This is a genomic window from Streptomyces sp. NPDC046870 (genome assembly GCF_040704595.1).
In the GTDB taxonomy this organism is placed as follows: domain Bacteria; phylum Actinomycetota; class Actinomycetes; order Streptomycetales; family Streptomycetaceae; genus Streptomyces; species Streptomyces argyrophylli.
The window spans coordinates 983,599-1,000,696 of record NZ_JBEYXM010000001.1; the positions used below are offsets into that span (position 1 = coordinate 983,599).

The 17,098-nt window shown below is 72.6% G+C and carries 14 protein-coding genes and 2 rRNA genes; 7 read left to right on the top strand and 9 right to left on the bottom strand.

From position 1 onward, the window contains the following. Positions 1-159: 159 nt before the first annotated feature. Both AB0946_RS04380 and AB0946_RS04385 read left to right on the top strand, forming a co-directional pair. Positions 160-729 carry a GNAT family N-acetyltransferase gene (locus AB0946_RS04380; protein WP_366759094.1) on the top strand — a complete coding sequence of 190 codons (570 nt, stop codon included), beginning with the start codon at positions 160-162 and terminating at the stop codon, positions 727-729. Between the two features lie 71 nt (positions 730-800). Next, positions 801-1,976: a crosslink repair DNA glycosylase YcaQ family protein gene (locus AB0946_RS04385; RefSeq protein WP_366759095.1), complete on the top strand. Its 1,176-nt coding sequence runs from the start codon at positions 801-803 to the stop codon at positions 1,974-1,976. 3 nt (positions 1,977-1,979) lie between these two features. Here AB0946_RS04385 and AB0946_RS04390 read toward each other — a convergent pair whose 3' ends face one another. The 7 genes from AB0946_RS04390 to mtnA all read right to left on the bottom strand — a co-directional run bounded on the left by AB0946_RS04390 (position 1,980) and on the right by mtnA (position 10,883). Further along, on the bottom strand, positions 1,980-2,723 hold the full coding sequence (locus AB0946_RS04390; protein ID WP_171155711.1) for a response regulator transcription factor: 744 nt from the start codon (positions 2,721-2,723) through the stop codon (positions 1,980-1,982). Positions 2,724-2,926: 203 nt separating this feature from the next. Next, entirely contained in the window at positions 2,927-3,658 is a 732-nt protein-coding gene (gene raiA, locus AB0946_RS04395) for a ribosome-associated translation inhibitor RaiA (RefSeq protein ID WP_366759096.1), read from the bottom strand. A 279-nt stretch (positions 3,659-3,937) separates the two neighbouring features. Then, the gene (locus AB0946_RS04400) at positions 3,938-4,864 is read right to left on the bottom strand and encodes a ComF family protein (protein WP_366759097.1); all 927 of its coding nucleotides are present in this window, start codon (positions 4,862-4,864) and stop codon (positions 3,938-3,940) included. 146 nt (positions 4,865-5,010) lie between these two features. Further along, positions 5,011-6,843 carry an LpqB family beta-propeller domain-containing protein gene (locus AB0946_RS04405; RefSeq protein ID WP_366759098.1) on the bottom strand — a complete coding sequence of 611 codons (1,833 nt, stop codon included), beginning with the start codon at positions 6,841-6,843 and terminating at the stop codon, positions 5,011-5,013. After that, positions 6,833-8,929, bottom strand: coding sequence for an MtrAB system histidine kinase MtrB (mtrB, locus tag AB0946_RS04410; RefSeq protein WP_366759099.1), 2,097 nt, complete (start codon positions 8,927-8,929; stop codon positions 6,833-6,835). Before mtrB ends, AB0946_RS04405 begins: the two co-directional genes overlap by 11 nt. Before the next feature lies 1 nt (position 8,930). Further along, a complete protein-coding gene (gene mtrA / locus AB0946_RS04415) occupies positions 8,931-9,620 on the bottom strand; it encodes a two-component system response regulator MtrA (RefSeq protein ID WP_005316841.1) in 690 nt (229 codons plus the stop codon). Positions 9,621-9,737: 117 nt separating this feature from the next. After that, positions 9,738-10,883 carry an S-methyl-5-thioribose-1-phosphate isomerase gene (gene mtnA, locus AB0946_RS04420; protein ID WP_366759100.1) on the bottom strand — a complete coding sequence of 382 codons (1,146 nt, stop codon included), beginning with the start codon at positions 10,881-10,883 and terminating at the stop codon, positions 9,738-9,740. A 140-nt stretch (positions 10,884-11,023) separates the two neighbouring features. Between mtnA and AB0946_RS04425 the strand changes: the two genes are divergently transcribed. From AB0946_RS04425 to AB0946_RS04445, 5 genes are all read left to right on the top strand, one after another. Continuing rightward, a complete protein-coding gene (locus AB0946_RS04425; protein WP_366759101.1) occupies positions 11,024-12,418 on the top strand; it encodes a glycerophosphoryl diester phosphodiesterase membrane domain-containing protein in 1,395 nt (464 codons plus the stop codon). A gap of 76 nt (positions 12,419-12,494) precedes the next feature. Then, positions 12,495-13,211, top strand: coding sequence for a DUF4129 domain-containing protein (locus tag AB0946_RS04430; RefSeq protein ID WP_366759145.1), 717 nt, complete (start codon positions 12,495-12,497; stop codon positions 13,209-13,211). Next, positions 13,208-14,404, top strand: coding sequence for a DUF4350 domain-containing protein (locus AB0946_RS04435; RefSeq protein ID WP_366759102.1), 1,197 nt, complete (start codon positions 13,208-13,210; stop codon positions 14,402-14,404). Before AB0946_RS04430 ends, AB0946_RS04435 begins: the two co-directional genes overlap by 4 nt. Then, on the top strand, positions 14,401-15,393 hold the full coding sequence (locus AB0946_RS04440) for a MoxR family ATPase (protein ID WP_366759103.1): 993 nt from the start codon (positions 14,401-14,403) through the stop codon (positions 15,391-15,393). The genes AB0946_RS04435 and AB0946_RS04440 overlap by 4 nt, the downstream gene beginning before the upstream one ends. Next, positions 15,393-16,703 (top strand): DUF58 domain-containing protein, encoded by a 1,311-nt coding sequence (locus tag AB0946_RS04445; protein ID WP_366759104.1) that lies wholly within the window; start codon positions 15,393-15,395, stop codon positions 16,701-16,703. Before AB0946_RS04440 ends, AB0946_RS04445 begins: the two co-directional genes overlap by 1 nt. Positions 16,704-16,799: 96 nt before the next feature. Here AB0946_RS04445 and rrf read toward each other — a convergent pair. Together rrf and AB0946_RS04455 are read right to left on the bottom strand one after the other, a co-directional pair. Next, positions 16,800-16,916: ribosomal RNA gene (gene rrf / locus AB0946_RS04450) — 5S ribosomal RNA — on the bottom strand. Between the two features lie 85 nt (positions 16,917-17,001). Continuing rightward, a 23S ribosomal RNA gene (locus AB0946_RS04455) occupies positions 17,002-17,098 on the bottom strand; the annotation flags it as partial.

Sequence of the window (17,098 nt, forward strand, 5' to 3'; positions counted from 1 at the left end):
CGGGAGGCCTGGCGGCCCGACGGCTGCTTCACCCGGGACAACGGACGGGACGACGGGATAGTGCCGCATCGGCGCGAGGAATTACGCGAAACGTGACCGTCCGCTCACGGATCGCGAAAATCCATGGCCGGAACCCGGCGTCTTGAGCAGAATCGGGTGATGGAACCCGTCACGCTCACCACGGACCGTCTGCTGCTGCGCCCGGTCGGCCCCGCCGACACCGACGCCGTGTACGCGGCGGCGCAGGACCCCGACATCCAGCGCTGGACACTGGTCCCCTCGCCGTACCTCCCGGAGCACGCGATCGGCTTCACCGAGCAGACCGTCCCGGACGGCTGGTCGCAGGGCTCCACGTTCACCTTCGGCGTCTTCCTCGCGGGCGGGGAGCTGGCCGCCATGCTCGCCCTGATGATGCGCTCACCGGGCACCGCCGAGGTCGGCTTCTGGGCGGCGAAGGAGCACCGCGGCAACGGCTACGTCGTGGAGGCCACGCTCACCGCCTGCCGGTGGATCTTCACCGAGGTCGGCGTCGACCGTGTCGAATGGCGGGCCGAGGTCGGCAACCACGCCTCCCGCGCGGTCGCCGAACGCGCGGGCTTCACCCTGGAGGGCACCCTGCGCTCCGGGCTCAACAACAAGGGCGTGCGCCGCGACTGCTGGGTCGGCTCGCTGCTCCCCTCCGACCTGGGCCTGCCCTCCACCGCCCCGTACCTGCCCGCGCGTTCCTGAGCCCGCCGGCCGTTCCCGGGAAACGGCCGGCCCGTCGCGTGCTGTCAGTGGCACCCTCTATCGTCCGACGCATGACGACCCTTCCGCGCCCGACCACCACTCTCACCGCGGACGACGCCCGCCGGATCGCCCTGCGGGCCCAGGGCCTGCTCGGCGCGCCCGACCGGCGCGCGGGCGTCCGCGGGGTGCTGCGCCACCTCGGCGCGGTCCAGCTCGACACCATCTCGGTGCTCGCCCGCTCCCATGAACTCGTGCCCTACGCCCGGCTGGGCGCGGTCGGCCGCAAGGCCGTGGAGGCCGCGTACTGGACGGACGCCCACGCCTTCGAGTACTGGTCGCACGCGGCCTGCATCCTCCCCATCGAGGAGTGGCCGCACTTCGCCTTCCGCCGCCGCGCCTACCGCAACCGGCCGCACTGGCACCACGAACTCCCCGAGGGCGCCTACGACCAGGTCGTCAAGCAGCTCCGCGCGGAGGGCCCGCTGACCGCCACCGAACTGGGCGGCGCGAAGAAGACGAACGACTGGTGGGACTGGTCGGGCACCAAGGTCGCCGTGGAGCGCGCGCTGATGTACGGCGAGGTGGTGTGCGTGGAACGGCGCGGCTGGAAGCGGGTGTACGACCTCGCCGAGCGCGCGGTCCCCGCCGAGCTGCTCCACGACGAGCTGGACGACTCCGAGTGCCTGCGCCGGCTGGTCCGGCTGGCCGGCGAGTCGCTCGGGGTCGGCACGCGCGCGGACATCGCCGACTACCACCGTCTCAAGGGCGAGCAGGTCGACGCGGTCATCGCGGACTCCGGCCTGGTGCCGGTCGAGGTCGAGGGCTGGGGCAAGCCGGCCTGGGCGGACCCGGCGGCCCTGGCGACGCCGCCGCGCGGCCGGCACCGCACCACACTGCTGTCGCCGTTCGACTCGCTGATCTGGGAGCGGGCGCGCACGGAGCGGATCTTCGGCTTCACCCACCGGCTGGAGGCGTACGTCCCCAGGCCCAAGCGGATCCACGGCTACTTCGCCATGCCGGTGCTCGCGGGTGGCCGGCTGGTCGGGCGTGTCGACCCGGCGCGGGAGGGCCGCACCCTGGTGGCCAAGCAGGTCACCCTGGACGGTCCAAAGGCGGTCCCTGCGGTCGCCCAGGCCCTCTTCGAGGCGGCGGCGTGGGTGAACTGCACCGACGTCCGCGTGGAGCGCGTGGACGCACCCGAGCTGCGCGAGCCCCTGGGCAGGGAACTCGCCGGGCTGCTCGGATAGGAGCTAGCGGATCTCCAGGATCTTCTCCCGCATCGCGTAGACCACGGCCTCCATCCTGGAGTGCAGTTGCAGCTTCTCCAGGATGTTGCGGACGTGGTTCTTCACGGTGTTCTCGGAGATGAACAGCTCCTTGGCGATGTCCCGGTTGTTCATGCCCGTGGCGACGAGTTTGAGGACCTCCAGCTCACGGTCGGTCAGCCGGGGCGCGGGCACCAGCCGGCGCTCGTCGGTGCGCTGGATCATCGACTTGAACTCGGTGAGCAGTTTCGACGCCATCGAAGGGCTGATCTGCGACTGTCCGTCGGCCACCGCGCGAATGGCGGTGGCCACCTCGTCGGTCGAGATCTCCTTGAGGAGGTATCCGGTCGCGCCCGCCTTGATCGCGTCGTAGAGATCGGCCTCCTCGTCGCTGATCGTCAGCATGATGATCTTCGCGCTGGGGGCGACCTCCTTGATGGAGGTGCAGGCCTCGATCCCGCCGCGCTTGGGCATGCGGACGTCCATCAGCACGATGTCGGGCAGCAGGTCGGCGGCCTTGTCGACGGCCTCGGCCCCGTCGCCTGCCTCGCCGACGACCTGGATGTCCTCCTCGGCCGCGAGCACGATCTCCAGGCCGCGCCGGAAGAGGGCGTGGTCGTCCACGACCAGGACTCTGATCGGCTCGCGCGAGGAGCCCGCGTCCTGGTTGCCGCCGATGACATCGTCGTCGGCGTCCCCGTCCCGCATCGGTCCGAAGGTGTCCGCCATCGTTCCTCCCCCTGAAGGCTGTGGCCTGTGGTCCTGTGCCATCGCCAACCCAAGGCAGCGGCCCACCGGTTGGGCCGGTGCGGCCATGATTTCATGCCCGGGCGGCACCGAGGTGACGTGCGGGGCGCGAAGTGGTCGCACACCGGTGCCCCTGGGGGCGCACACGCGCTCCAGGGGCACCCGCACAGCTTCAGCCGGGTGGATCAGCCGCCCAGCGTGCCACCCGCCGCGGGGGGCTGCGTCTGCGCCTCGGCGACCATCGGGTCGGTGCTGAGGTGGATCACGCCGTAGTCGTAGGCGTGTCGCCGGTAGACGACGCTGGGTTCCTTCGTCTCGGAGTCGACGAACAAGTAGAAGTCGTGGCCGACCAGTTCCATCTCGTAGAGGGCCTGGTCGAGCGTCATGGGGGAGGCGACGTGGGTCTTCTCGCGGACGACGAGGGGGCCTTCACCCTTGACCTCCAGCGAGCCGATCTTCTTGGTCGGCACTCCGTCCGTCTCCTCCTCATGGACGGGCTGGCCGCTGCCGTTCAGTGTCGCCGCGCCGGGGACGTGGTCGGGGACCTCTGCCGCCGAGATCCGGCGTGCGCCACGGCGCGAGAACCGCTTGTCGTGCTGCTTGCGCAACCGCGCATCCAGCTTCTCCGCCGCCAGGTCCAGCGCCGCGTACGGATCGCTGGCCGCCGCCTCCGCCCGGATCACCGGACCGCGGGAGCGGAGCGTGATCTCCACTCGGTCGCAGCGGTCGGCCTGTCGGGGGTTCGGCTCCTTGGACACCTCGACGTCGAGGCTGATCACCTTGGCATCGAGCCTCTGGATCTTCTCCAGCTTCAGCTTCTCGGCCACGTGCTTGCGGAACCGCTCGGGCACCTCGGTCTTGCGGCCCTTGACGACGATGTCCACGCAGAACTCCGTTCCCGGAACGCCCCGCTGCATCGGCGGAGCATCTCCCTTTCGCACCAGATCCGGTGATCACCGGACCTCGGACTCGGTGACTTCCACCTCCTCCTCCCCCATGGGCGAGATCTCCACCCCACCGGTGCGGGTGATTCCGTAAAACCCGCAGCACGGCATTCGGATATGAGAGGTGTGGCCTGCGCCTTTCCTCACACCCGAACATATCTCGCCCGGACGGATGTCGTCACCCTCTACTGCGACGTACCTCCATTCCGGTGAATTACCCCTGTCACTAGCTGGAACGATGCACGTTGACGATCAGTTCCTGTTCATTTCGAAAGAATCGCGGGGAGCTGCGATCACGGCGGCATGGAGGACCCGCCACGAGGCGTTCGGCATCGCATTTTCCGGTGCACTGTGCACCGACTCCCTTCTCCCCGGCGGGGCGCCGATCCATCGTTCCTCCCTACCTTCCCGAGTTGCGGCCGCGTACACGGCCGTCCTGCCCGAACGAGGGGAAACGGCCGCCTCCCGCAGGGCCCGCGCCGCCTCCGCGAGACTGGCGCCCGTCGTCATCAGGTCGTCGACGAGCACGACGCGGCCCGCGCCGAGCAGCCGGCCGCCTCCCGGACTCACCTCCAGCGCCCCGGCGAGGTTCTCCAGACGCCGCCGCGCGTCAAGCCCCGCCTGGTCGGCCACGGGCCGCCGCTGGCGCAGCACGGCCGCCACCCGGGCCGGCGTCCCGGTGCGCCGCAGTTCCCCGGCCGCCGCGAGTGCCATCCGCCGCACCGGATCGTGCCCCCGCGCCCGCACGGCCCACCGGGCCGAGGGCACGGGAACCAGCAGCACGGGCCCGGACCGGCGCCACCCGGCCGACCCCGCGCCGACGCGGGCACCGCGGTCCATGCCGGTGTGAGCACCACCGCCCGCACCGGCACCCGCTCCGTCCTCCGCGCCCAGGCCCGCCCGCACGGCCCCCGCCAGCGCCGCGCCCAGCGCTCCCGTGAGCGTCAGCGCACCCCGTTCCTTGTGCGCGAGCAACAGCTCGCGCACCTGCGCCGCGTAGGGAGCCACCGCGTGCACCACCGGCAGCCCGGCCGGCTCCGGCACCGGCCGCACCCGCCGCGCCGGGCTCCCCTGCAGCGTGGCCCGGCACCGCGGGCAGAGCGCCGTACGAGGTGCGCCGCACCCCGCGCAGTCGGCCGGCAGCACCAGGTCGGTGAGGTCCCGCCACCACCCCCGCATGACCACCACTGTGCCAACGCGGCCACGGACCGGCCACCCCTGTGGACAACGCCCTGTGGACAACTCGTCCCGTGGCCACGGGAAGCGGGCCCTGCTCTCAGCCGTCCTGCGCTCAGCCCGGCCAGACCGTCCCGGCCGTCGCGCGCTCAGCCCGGATAGACCGGCGCCGACCCGTCCTTGTCGACCTTCTGCCACTGCGCCCCGGACGGCAGCCGTACGATCCCGTCCTCCGAGTAGGCCACCAGCGGCACCCGCTCGTCCTCGGACGCGGCGATCGCCTTCACGCTGGTGAGCGCGCCCGGCGCCGGGCCGTCGAGCGTGGAGCCGTCGACCTGGACGTACCGCATCTGCTGCACGCCCCCCTGCTCCTGCCCGACGACCAGCAGCCTGCTGTCCCCTGCCCACGAGATGGCACTGACCTGCTCCAGGTCCGGTGCGGCCGACCGCAGCCCGTCCACCGAGATGCCCTGTCCGGTCCCGTCGTCGCGCTGGATCCGCCCGATGAAGAGGGACTGCTTGCCGTCCTTCTCCACGACGAGCGCGATCCGCGCCCCGTCGGCGGCCACCCGCACGTCCTCGATCCGGCCGGACAGGTCCGGTACGGCGACCGGCTCCGGTTTCTCGGCGCCCAGTTCCAGGACGAACAGCCGCGGCCGGTGCGGGTCGCGGTCGGCCACCCACAGGTCACCGCGTGCGTCCCAGCTCGGCGTGGCGAGCCGGTGGTCGGGGGTCGGACCCGCGCTGGTCACCAGCGGAGCGCCGAGCGATCCGTCCGACGCCAGCGACGCCACGTACAGCGTCCTGCCCTCGTCGGCGATCCCGGCCGCGGTCTGCTCGTCCCGCGACACCGCCACGGACCGCAGTCCCCTGCCGGCCTCGCCCAGCGGACCCGGCACCGGCGCGGACGCCGTCCCGGTGCTGCCGGTCTGCATCCGTACCATCCGGTGCTTGCCGTCGAGGAAGTAGAGGTAGTCGGGGCTCTTGGACGACCCGTGCCAGGCGACGGTGTCGGCGCGCTCCCCGGTCAGTTCGCACAGCCGGTCGCCACCGGTCCCCCGCAGCTCGACGGACTCCAGCGTCGGCGCCAGGTTCCGCAGGGTGAACAGCATCTGCGTCGCCATCTCGGTGCACTTGCCCGGTGTCACCCCGGACGGCTTGAGGCTCAGCGGCACGGTCACCCTGTTCTGGTCGTCCGGTGCCAGCCCGGACACACCCTTCTGCAACCCCGTACCGGTCGGGAAGCTCGACCTGACCACCGGCCGGAGCCAGGTGGTGGGGCCCTTCAGCAGCGAGCGGACCAGCTGGGTCATCGGATCGACCTTGCTGCGCACGAACACCGGGTCGGCGACCGCCGCCGGCTGCCCGCTCGCCCCGACGGACGCGTCGGAGGCGAAGTAGTACTTGCCGACCGACGTGTAGTTCCGCTGGAAGTCCGACTTGCCCATGACGACCCCGTCGGGCAGCCCGTCGATGCGCCACTGCCCGTTCTTCGGGTCCTTCGTGAGGTGCAGCTTCTTGCGGTAGGTGCCGTCGGCGGGCTGGTAGGCCTGCTGCTCGTCCACCGTGGCGACCTGGCTTCCGGCCAGTACGCAGGTGACGCTGTTGGTCTCCTCCCGGCCGCCCGGACGGCAGTCGGTCTCGATGGTCGGCCCGTTCGCGAGGACCGTGGTCGACCGCTCGGGCCGCCAGCTGCGGGCCGCGTCGGCCGTCAGGTACTTACGAGCCGTGTCGTACCCCGGGTCGTCGCTGGTCAGCGCCTCCAGAAAGCCCTGCATGATCTCGCCCGGACCGGCGCCGTCGGCCGGCGGCATGGCGAACACCCGGACCCCGGTGTCCTGCCGCGGCGTGGACTCCACGTCCCGCAGGTCCCCGCTGTCGGGCATCGAGGCACAACCGGCCAGCAGCACGGCACCCAGGGCGGCGTACGCCACCGCGCGCCACGACCGCCGCCGCGCGCCCCCCTCGCGGTCAGCGGCCACGAAATGCCTCCCCTGGCTCGGTCGAGTCCTCCGGCACGGCCGCGTCCGGCCTGCCCGCGCCCGCGCCGGGCGACGGATGCGCGGCGGGCCCGTCGGCCGGACGCCGTGCGCCGGCCGTGGGCCGGGGCACGACACGCGCGCCGTTGCCGTTGCCGGGCAGGGCGGTCGGGTCGGCGGCCGGGGCGGATGTGGTCAGCCGCGGCGTGATCTCCGCGCGCGGCGGCAGCGCGGGCTGGACGCCGTTCTGCTGCACCGGAACGGTCGCCCGCTTCTCCTCGCCCGCCCGCGGCAGGCCGGCGTCGTCGAGGCCGCGGTTGCGGCGGGAGTCCTTGGGCTCCAGCGGTATCGGTGAGCCGCGCAGCGGCTCGTCCGCCGTCCTCGGCAGCGTCAGCCGGAACTGCGAGCCGCCGCCCGGCTCGCCCCAGGCCTGGAGCCAGCCGCCGTGCAGCCGGGCGTCCTCCAGGGCGATCGACAACCCGAGGCCGGTGCCGCCGGTGGTACGCGCGCGTGCCGGGTCGGCCCGCCAGAAGCGGCTGAAGACCCGGGTCGCCTCACCGGGCTTGAGGCCTACGCCGTAGTCCCGCACCGCGATGGCCACGGCTCCGCCCGCGGCGGCCAGCTTCACGACCACGTCCTTGCCCTCGCCGTGCTCGACGGCGTTGACGACGAGGTTGCGCAGGATCCGCTCCACTCGCCGGGCGTCCGCCTCGGCGACGACGGGCTGCTGGTCACCGAGGACCCGTATGTGCGTGCCCTTGCGCTCGGCGAGCGGCTCGGCACCGCTGACGACCCGCCGGACGACCTCCCTGAGATCTATCGGCTCGGCCTCCAGCGCCGCCGCCCCGGCGTCGAAACGGCTGATCTCCAACAGGTCGGCGAGCAGCGACTCGAACCGGTCCAGCTGGTCGGCGAGCAGCTCGGCCGACCGCGCGGTGACCGGGTCGAAGTCCTCGCGCGCCTCGTGGATGACGTCGGCGGCCATCCGGACCGTGGTCAGCGGGGTGCGCAGCTCGTGCGAGACGTCCGAGACGAACCGCCGCTGCATCCGCGACAGGTCCTCCAGCTGCTGGATCTTGCCCTGCAGGTTCTGCGCCATCTTGTTGAAGGCCTCGCCCAGGCGCGCGATGTCGTCCTCACCCGTGACCTTCATCCGCTCCTGCAGCCGCCCGGCCGACAACCGCTCCGCGATCCCGGCCGCCATCCGCACCGGCGTGACGACCTGCCGCACCACCAGCCAGGCGATGGCGCCGAGCAGGACGACGACGAACAGCCCGGCGGTGGCGAGCGTGCCCTTGACCAGGCTCAGGGACTTCTCCTCCTGCGTGAGCGGGAAGAGGTAGTACAGCTCGTACGGGCGGCCGTTGGGGTCGTTGACCTGCTTGCCGATGACGAGCCCCGGCTGCGGGTCCTTGCCGCCGTAGTAGACGATCCGCGTGTTGCTCTGGACGGCCGACGTACCGCTGTTGACCCGCTCGCGCAGGGCGGCGGGCACGCTGGAGGTCGGGTTGACGTTCCCGGAGCCGCGCGGGCTGCGTCCGCCGCCGCTGTCGTCGCCCACGGGCAGCGTCACCACGTCGAAGGCGCCCGCGCCACCGCTGGACAGCGACTCCACGAGGTCGCTCATCCACTGGATGACGTTCTGCGACTGCCGCCCGTCCGCGGTCGCCGTGCCGTCGCCGGCACCCGCGCCGGTCCCGCCGGCCGCCTCGTCGGCCTTCTGCTTGGCCACCGCGAACCCACCCGTGGCCTGGCTCTGCGAGGCCTTGACCTTCGCGTCGAGCAGGCCGTTGCGCACCTGCCCGATCACCACGAAGCCCAGCAGCAGGACGACGCCGAGCGACATCAGCAGGGTGGTGGCGACGACCCTGAGCTGGATGTTGCGCCGCCACAGCCGCATCACCGGCAGCAGCGGACGGCGCACCCAGCGCAGGAACAGCCGCAGGACCGGGCTGCCCTGGACCCCGCCCTCGAGCAGTCCGCCGTCGAACATCGCCCGCCAGCGCGCACCCGCCGCCGTCCGGCCGACAGGCCGCCCCGGACGGGCCCCGGAACCGCCGGGGGCCGAAGCGGCGCTGTCCCCGGACATGTCAGCTCGGTCCGGCCTTGTAACCGACACCACGGACGGTCACCACGATCTCCGGCCGCTCCGGGTCCTTCTCGACCTTGGAGCGCAGCCGCTGGACGTGCACGTTGACGAGCCGCGTGTCGGCCGCGTGCCGGTAGCCCCACACCTGCTCCAGCAGCACCTCACGGGTGAACACCTGCCAGGGCTTGCGCGCGAGCGCGACCAGCAGGTCGAACTCCAGCGGGGTCAGCGCTATCGACTGCCCGTCCCGCTTCACCGAGTGCCCGGCGACATCGATGACCAGGTCACCGATGGTGAGCTGCTCCGGCGCCGGCTCCTCCGACCTGCGCAGCCGCGCCCGGATCCGGGCCACCAGCTCCTTCGGCTTGAACGGCTTGACGATGTAGTCGTCGGCGCCCGACTCCAGGCCCACGACGACGTCGACGGTGTCGCTCTTGGCCGTGAGCATCACGATCGGCACACCGGACTCCGCCCGGATCAGCCGGCACACCTCGATGCCGTCCCGTCCGGGCAGCATCAGGTCGAGAAGCACCAGATCGGGCTTCGCCTCACGGAAAGCGGCCAGCGCCTTGTCGCCGTCGGCTACGAAAGACGGCTCAAAACCTTCACCACGCAGCACGATGCCGAGCATCTCGGCCAGTGCGGTGTCGTCGTCGACGACAAGGACTCGTCCCTTCATAAACGACATCATCCCATTCTCATAACAGCGACAGGCGCCCTGGTGAGGGAGGTCACTGGCCGGTGACGATAGTCGTACGGGGCCGTCACTGTCTGCCCCTGTCGTCGACGAGGATGCCGCTCGCCGGTGTCAGCCCGACGCCGGCGGAGCCCCGGCCGCGGACCGGGCGCACAGTTCCGCGAGCGCCTCGGCCGTCACGGGCGAGACCGCCCCCTCCTCGGTGACGATCGCCGTCACCAGTTCGGGCGGGGTCACGTCGAACGCCGGGTTGTACGCCTGCGTCCCCAGCGGTGCCACCGGAATCCCGCCCCCCGCTCCCGCCGCCTGGGGCGCCGCCACCTCGGTCACCTCGAAGCCGGGACGCTGCTCGACCTCGATGGACGCCCCGTCGGGCGTGTCCGGGTCGACCGTCGTCAGCGGTGCCACCACGATGAACGGCACGTGGTGGTAGCGGGCGAGCACCGCGAGCGGATAACTCCCCACCTTGTTCGCCACCGAACCGTCGGCCGCGATCCGGTCCGCCCCGACCAGCACCGCGTCCACCTCGCCCGCCGCGAACAGGGAACCCGCCGCGTTGTCCGTGAGCAGGGTGTACGCCATACCGCTGCGGGCCGCCTCGTACGCCGTCAGGCGAGCGCCTTGCAGCAGCGGACGCGTCTCGTCCACCCACAGCCGCCGCAGCCGGCCCGCCCGGTGCGCGGCGAGGGCCACCGCGAAGGCCGTGCCCTCCCCGCCCGAGACCAGCGACCCGCTGTTGCAGTGGGTCAGGATCCGGTGCCCGCCGCCGGACAGCAACTCGTCCAGCAGGGCCAGTCCATGGGCCGCCATCCTGCCGCTGGCCTCGGCGTCCTCCTGGTGCAGCGCCCGCGCGGCGGCCAGCGCCGCCACGGCGGCCGCGGTCGGGTCGCCGGTCCGGGCCAGCGCCGCCTGGTGCGCCGCCTGCGCCCGGCGCACCCCGACGGACAGGTTCACCGCGGTGGGCCTGGCCTCCTCGAGCGCCCGCGCCGCCTCGGCCACGTCGAACCCCCGCGCGGCGGCGAGCGCGACGCCGTACGCCCCCGCGATCCCGAGCAGCGGCGCCCCGCGCACGGCGAGCGAACGGATCGCCTCCACCAGCGCCGCAGCGTCCGTGCACACCAACTCGACCTCTTCGGCCGGCAGCCTCGTCTGGTCGAGAAGGACCAGTACGGGGCCTTCTGGTGGTTCCTCCCATCGGATCGCCGGTATCTCGGTCGGCCGCCTGTCCTCACCGGTTCGCGCCTGCTGATCAACCATGCCGTCAGTCTGCCCCGGATCCGGCGGACAATAGAAGGCGTCCGGCCCCCACCGTGGCCGGTCCCCCGGTGACCGGCACATGGCACGATGGCTGCCAACCTGCCGCCGCGACCGCGGACGGGCACCGAGAAGGAGCTTCGATGACTGACACTCCGGGCTGGGCCTCGCCCGGATCCGCCCCGTCGTCCGAGGGGCGGGAACCCGGTGCGTCCGGCCCCGCCGAGCCCGCGGACCGCCCCGCCCCCACCGAACCCGCGCCGCAACCGGGCCCGGACGCGCAGGGCCCAGGCTCGAAGTGGTCCAAGGAGCAGCCGCCGGCCGGCCAGTGGTCCGCGCCCACCGGTGCCCCGAGCCCGAACCAGGCCCCGCCTCCTCCGCCGCCCGGACCGGGCTGGGGCGGCGGGCAGCCCGCCGGCCCCGGCCAGGGTGGCCACGGGTTCCCCGGCGGCGGTCACGGCGGCCCCCCTCCCGGCTACGGCGGTTACGGCACCCCGGGCGGTTACCCCGCCTGGGGCGGCGGCTGGGGAGGCCCCCCGCCGGCGGCCAAGCCCGGCGTCATCCCGCTGCGCCCGCTCGGCGTCGGCGAGATCCTCGACGGCGCCGTCTCCACCATGCGCACCTACTGGCGCACGGTCCTCGGCATCGCGCTGGCCGTCGCCGTCGTCACGGACACCTGCCTGGTGCTCGTCCAGGGCTTCTTCGTCAACGACGCCCTCGCCCGCACATCGCTCGACAGCCGGACCGCCACCCTCGACGACGTCTACCGCTCCCTGCGCGATTCCATGATCGGCACCGGCATCGTCACGGTGATCTCCGCAGCCGCCGTCATCGTCGCCACCGCCCTGCTCACCACCATCACCAGCCGCGCCGTGCTCGGCAGGCCGGTCAGCACCGGCGAGGCCTGGCGCGAGGCCCGCCCGCAGATCCCGAGGCTGGCCGGACTGCTCCTCCTGCTCGGCCTGATCACCGTCGGAGTGATCGTCGTCGGCGCACTGCCCGGCTTCCTGGTCCTGCTCAGCGGCGGCAGCGACATCGGCGGGTCCGCCCTGTTCGCCCTGGGCATCCTCGGAGCCGTCGTCGTCGCGGTGTGGCTGGCCATCCGCTACTACCTGGCCGCCCCGGCCCTGATGCTGGAACGCCAGAGCGTCACCAAGGCCATGACCCGCTCCGCCAAGCTGGTGCGCGGCTCCTGGTGGCGCGTCTTCGGCATCCAGCTCCTCGCCTGGCTCATCGCCAACATCGTCTCGGCGATCGTCACCATCCCCTTCGCCCTCGTCGGCGCCGCCGTCAGCGGTGACGGCATGGACGACATCCTCGGCACCAGCGGCGGACACGTCGGCTGGGCGTTCCTGATCATCCGGGGCATCGGCTCCCTGATCGGCACCACGCTCACCCTTCCGATCAGCGCCGGCGTCACCGTGCTCCTCTACATCGACCAGCGCATCCGCCGCGAGGCCCTCGACCTCGAACTGGCCCGTGCCGCCGGCGTCCACGGCTACGGCACCGGCGTCCCCGGCCCCGTCCCCGGGAGCTGATGCGGTGAGCCTCACCGGGGGAGTTCTCACGGCGGCGCCCCCACCGGGCACCGCCACCGCCGTCGCGGACCGGCTGCTGCGCACGACGGCCCGGGTGGTGCTGGCGGCCGGTGGCTCGGGGGACGAGCCCCCGGTGACCATCGGACGCGATCCCGCCCGCGAGGCGGCCCGGCGCGAACTGTCCAAGGGGATGTACCACGAGAACGACCCCGGCCTGCTCCAGCGCGCCCTGAACGCGTTCTGGGGCTGGATCGGCCAGGCCCTCGGCTCGGCTGCCTCGGCGACCCCGGGCGGCGCGGTCGGTCTGGTCGTCGTCATCCTGTTCGTCGTCGCCGTCCTGGCCGCCCTGTGGTGGCGCCTGGGCACTCCCCGGCGCCGGCCCGCCTCGGCCGCCGTCCTCTTCGACGAGCGGCCCCGCAGCGCCGCCGAGCACCGCGCCGCCAGCGAGGCCCACGCGGCCCAGGGCCACTGGAACCAGGCCGTCCAGGAACGCATGCGGGCCCTCGTCCGCTCCCTGGAGGAACGGGCCCTGCTCGACGTACGCCCCGGCCGCACCGCCGACGAGGCAGCCGACGAGGCCGGGCGCGTCCTGCCCGCGCACACGGACCGACTGCGCGCCGCCGCCCGTGAGTTCGACGACGTCACATACGGTGGACGCACGGCCGACGAGCCGGCGTACCACCGCCTCGCCGAACTCGACCACGACCTGGAACACACCAGGCCGGCCCTCGTCACCAGCCCCGCCGGCGCCACCACGAAGGCCCGGAGCACCCGCCAGGGGGCCGCCGAGTGACCACCGAGACGACCCCGACGGCCACCTCCACCGCGCCCACCGGCCGCCAGGTGTGGACCCGCACGCGAGGCATCGCACTTGCCGTCGTCCTGCTCCTGGCCGCGGCCGTCGCCATGGCCGCCGTCCGCTCCACCACCCGGCACGGCGACCTGGACCCGCGCTCCCCCGATCCCTACGGCAGCCGGGCCGTCGCCCAACTCCTCGCCGAGCGAGGCGTCTCCACCCGTGTGGTCACCACCCTCGGCGCGGCCCGTGCCGCCGCCGGGCCGGACACCACCCTGCTCGTCGCCGTACCCGACCTGCTGACCCACCGCCAACAGGCCGAGCTGCACGCGGCGACCGCGTCCTCCGGCGGGCGGACCGTCCTCGTCGCGGCCGGCAGCTGGTCCGTCGAACGGCTCGCCCCCGGGGTCTCCGCGGACCCCGCCACCAGCGACAGCTCCACCCTCGACCCGCAGTGCACGCTGCCCGAAGCCCGGCGGGCGGGCCCCGCCGACACCGGCGGCATCCGTTACACCACCACCCGTCTCGACGCCGACTCCTGCTACCCCGGCGAGCGCCTCGCCACCCTCCTGCGCGTCCCCGCGACCTCCGGAGGCGGCGACACCGTCGTACTCGGCGCGCCCGGCATCCTCTACAACGACCGCCTCGACGAGCAGGGCAACGCCTCGCTCGCCCTCCAACTCCTCGGCTCCCGCCCCCATCTGGTCTGGTACCTCCCCTCGTTGTCCGACGCCTCCGCCACCGAGAACGGCGAGCCGAAGAGCTTCCTCGACCTACTCCCCTCGGGATGGCTCTGGGCCACCCTGCAACTGTTCATCGCGGCCGTCCTCGCCGCCTTCTGGCGGGCACGCCGCTTCGGCCCCCTCGTGCCCGAGAAACTCCCCGTCGCGATCCGCGCCTCCGAGACCGCCGAAGGCCGCGCCCGCCTCTACCGCAACGCCAACGCCCGCGACCGCGCCGCCGCCGCTCTTCGCTCCGCCACCCGCACCCGCCTCGCCCCCCTCGTCGGCGTCCCCGTCACCCAGGCGCACACGCCCGAGGCCCTGCTCCCCGCCCTGTCCGCCCACCTCGCCGGCGACGGACAGGCCCTGCACTCCCTCCTCTTCGGACCGCCGCCCGGCGACGACACGGCCCTCGTCGCCCTCACCGACCAACTCGACGCCCTCGAAAGAGAGGTACGCCGTTCATGACGGACCCGACCACCGACAACGCCGGGCAGAGCGGGGACCCGGGCACCGCCCGGGCCTCCCTGGAAGCCCTGCGCGCCGAGATCGCCAAAGCCGTGGTCGGCCAGGACCCAGCCGTGACCGGTCTCGTCGTCGCCCTCCTCTGCCGCGGACACGTACTACTAGAAGGAGTCCCCGGGGTCGCCAAAACGTTGCTCGTCCGTGCCCTCGCATCGGCACTCGAACTCGACACCAAACGCGTCCAGTTCACCCCGGACCTGATGCCGAGCGACGTGACCGGCTCCCTCGTCTACGACACCCGCACCGCCGAGTTCTCCTTCCAGCCCGGCCCGGTGTTCACCAACCTCCTCCTCGCGGACGAGATCAACCGCACCCCTCCCAAGACCCAGTCGTCCCTGCTGGAGGCCATGGAGGAACGCCAGGTCACGGTCGACGGCACCCCCCGCCCGCTCCCCGAGCCCTTCCTCGTCGCCGCGACGCAGAACCCGGTCGAGTACGAAGGCACCTACCCCCTCCCCGAAGCCCAACTGGACCGCTTCCTGCTGAAACTGACGGTCCCTCTGCCCTCCCGGCAGGACGAGATCGACGTACTCACCCGGCACGCCTCGGGGTTCGACCCACGCGACCTGCGCGCCGCCGGCGTACGCCCGGTCGCCGGCCCCGCCGACCTGGAGGCGGCGCGTGCCGCGGTCGCCAAGACGACCGTCTCCCCCGAGATCACCGCCTACGTCGTGGACATCTGCCGCGCCACGCGCGAGTCGCCCTCCCTCACCCTGGGCGTCTCCCCACGCGGCGCCACGGCCCTGCTGGCCACCTCGCGCGCCTGGGCCTGGCTGACCGGCCGCGACTACGTCATCCCCGACGACGTGAAGGCCCTCGCCCTGCCCACGCTGCGCCACCGGGTCCAGTTGCGCCCCGAGGCCGAAATGGAAGGCGTGACCGCTGATTCGGTCATCAACGCCATCCTCGCCCACGTGCCGGTCCCCCGCTGATGGCTCTCACCGGACGCGCCGCCCTCCTCGCGGCCCTCGGCTCCATCCCCGTCGGCATCCTGGAACCGAGCTGGACGGGCATCCTGGCGGTCAACGGCCCCCTGGCCCTGGCCTGCGCATGCGACTACGCACTGGCCGCACCCGTACGTCGTCTCCAGCTGACCCGCTCCGGCGTCAGCTCGACCCGTCTCGGCGACACCGCCGACGTCACGCTGATGATCACGAACCCCTCCCGCCGCCCGTTGCGGGCACGACTGCGGGACGCGTGGCCACCGAGCAGCTGGCAGCCGGGCACCGAGATCGCCGGCTCCCGGCACGGACTGGCCGTGCCACCGGGCGAGCGCCGGCGCGTGACGACCCGACTGCGCCCCATCCGCCGTGGCGACCACCGGGCCGACCGCGTGACGATCCGCTCCTACGGCCCCCTCGGACTCTTCTCCCGCCAGGGCGCCCACGAGGTCCCCTGGACAGTACGGGTTCTGCCCCCGTTCACCAGCCGGAAGCACCTCCCGTCGAAGCTCGCCCGATTGCGTGAACTCGACGGCCGCACCAGCGTGCTGACCCGCGGGGAGGGGACGGAGTTCGACAGCCTGCGCGAGTACGTTCCCGGTGACGACACGCGCTCGATCGACTGGCGCGCCACGGCCCGGCAGTCCGCCGTCGCCGTCCGCACCTGGCGCCCCGAACGCGACCGGCACATCCTGATCGTCCTGGACGCCGGCCGTACCTCGGCCGGCCGGGTGGGCGACGCACCGCGCCTGGACGCCTCCATGGACGCGGCCCTGCTGCTCGCCGCTCTCGCCTCCCGCGCGGGCGACCGCGTGGCACTGCTGGCCTACGACCGCCGGATCCGCGCCCTGGTCCAGGGCCGCGCGGCGGGTGATGTGCTGCCTTCCCTGGTCAACGCGATGGCGACCCTGGAACCGGAACTCGTCGAGACCGACGCTCGCGGCCTCACCGCCACCGTGCTCCGCACCGCGCCCCGCCGCTCCCTGATCGTGCTCCTCACGACGCTGGACGCGGCACCGATGGAGGAGGGACTGCTTCCCGTGCTCCCACAGCTCACTCGACGCCACACTGTTCTGGTCGCCTCGGTGGCGGATCCCTACATTGCCCGCATGGCGCAGGCCCGGGGGGACACGGAGGCGGTGTACGAAGCGGCGGCGGCCGCTCAGGCGCAGGACGAACGTCGTCGCACGGCCGAGCAGCTTCGCCGTCATGGAGTGACGGTGGTGGACGCGACGCCGGAGGAACTGGCGCCGGCGCTCGCGGATGCGTATCTGGCTCTCAAAGCGGCGGGTCGGCTCTGACAGGTTCCGAACCGTCGATGTCCCTTCGGGGACGTCTCATGGTCCTGAAACGCAGAAAACCCCCGCACCGGAGGTGCGGGGGTTTTCCCAAGAATTGTTCGGCGGTGTCCTACTCTCCCACAGGGTCCCCCCTGCAGTACCATCGGCGCTGTGAGGCTTAGCTTCCGGGTTCGGAATGTAACCGGGCGTTTCCCTCACGCTATGACCACCGAAACACTATGAAACTGTGAACGCCACACCGCCTGTTACAGCGGGGCTGTTCGTGGTTTCAGAACCAACACAGTGAACGCGAGCGTCTGAGGACAAGCCCTCGGCCTATTAGTACCAGTCAACTCCACCCGTTACCAGGCTTCCATATCTGGCCTATCAACCCAGTCGTCTACTGGGAGCCTTAC

What these genes read in the sequence shown, in the direction of transcription:
- AB0946_RS04400 (WP_366759097.1), bottom strand. Translation starts at nt 4,864, where the DNA reads ATGCGGGGGTGGTGGCGGGACCTCACCGACCTGGTGCTGCCGGCCGAC.
- AB0946_RS04390 (WP_171155711.1), bottom strand. Translation starts at nt 2,723, where the DNA reads ATGGCGGACACCTTCGGACCGATGCGGGACGGGGACGCCGACGACGAT.
- AB0946_RS04380 (WP_366759094.1), top strand. Translation starts at nt 160, where the DNA reads ATGGAACCCGTCACGCTCACCACGGACCGTCTGCTGCTGCGCCCGGTC.
- AB0946_RS04385 (WP_366759095.1), top strand. Translation starts at nt 801, where the DNA reads ATGACGACCCTTCCGCGCCCGACCACCACTCTCACCGCGGACGACGCC.
- mtrA (WP_005316841.1), bottom strand. Translation starts at nt 9,620, where the DNA reads ATGATGTCGTTTATGAAGGGACGAGTCCTTGTCGTCGACGACGACACC.
- raiA (WP_366759096.1), bottom strand. Translation starts at nt 3,658, where the DNA reads ATGCAGCGGGGCGTTCCGGGAACGGAGTTCTGCGTGGACATCGTCGTC.
- AB0946_RS04440 (WP_366759103.1), top strand. Translation starts at nt 14,401, where the DNA reads ATGACGGACCCGACCACCGACAACGCCGGGCAGAGCGGGGACCCGGGC.
- mtnA (WP_366759100.1), bottom strand. Translation starts at nt 10,883, where the DNA reads ATGGTTGATCAGCAGGCGCGAACCGGTGAGGACAGGCGGCCGACCGAG.
- mtrB (WP_366759099.1), bottom strand. Translation starts at nt 8,929, where the DNA reads ATGTCCGGGGACAGCGCCGCTTCGGCCCCCGGCGGTTCCGGGGCCCGT.
- AB0946_RS04445 (WP_366759104.1), top strand. Translation starts at nt 15,393, where the DNA reads ATGGCTCTCACCGGACGCGCCGCCCTCCTCGCGGCCCTCGGCTCCATC.
- AB0946_RS04425 (WP_366759101.1), top strand. Translation starts at nt 11,024, where the DNA reads ATGACTGACACTCCGGGCTGGGCCTCGCCCGGATCCGCCCCGTCGTCC.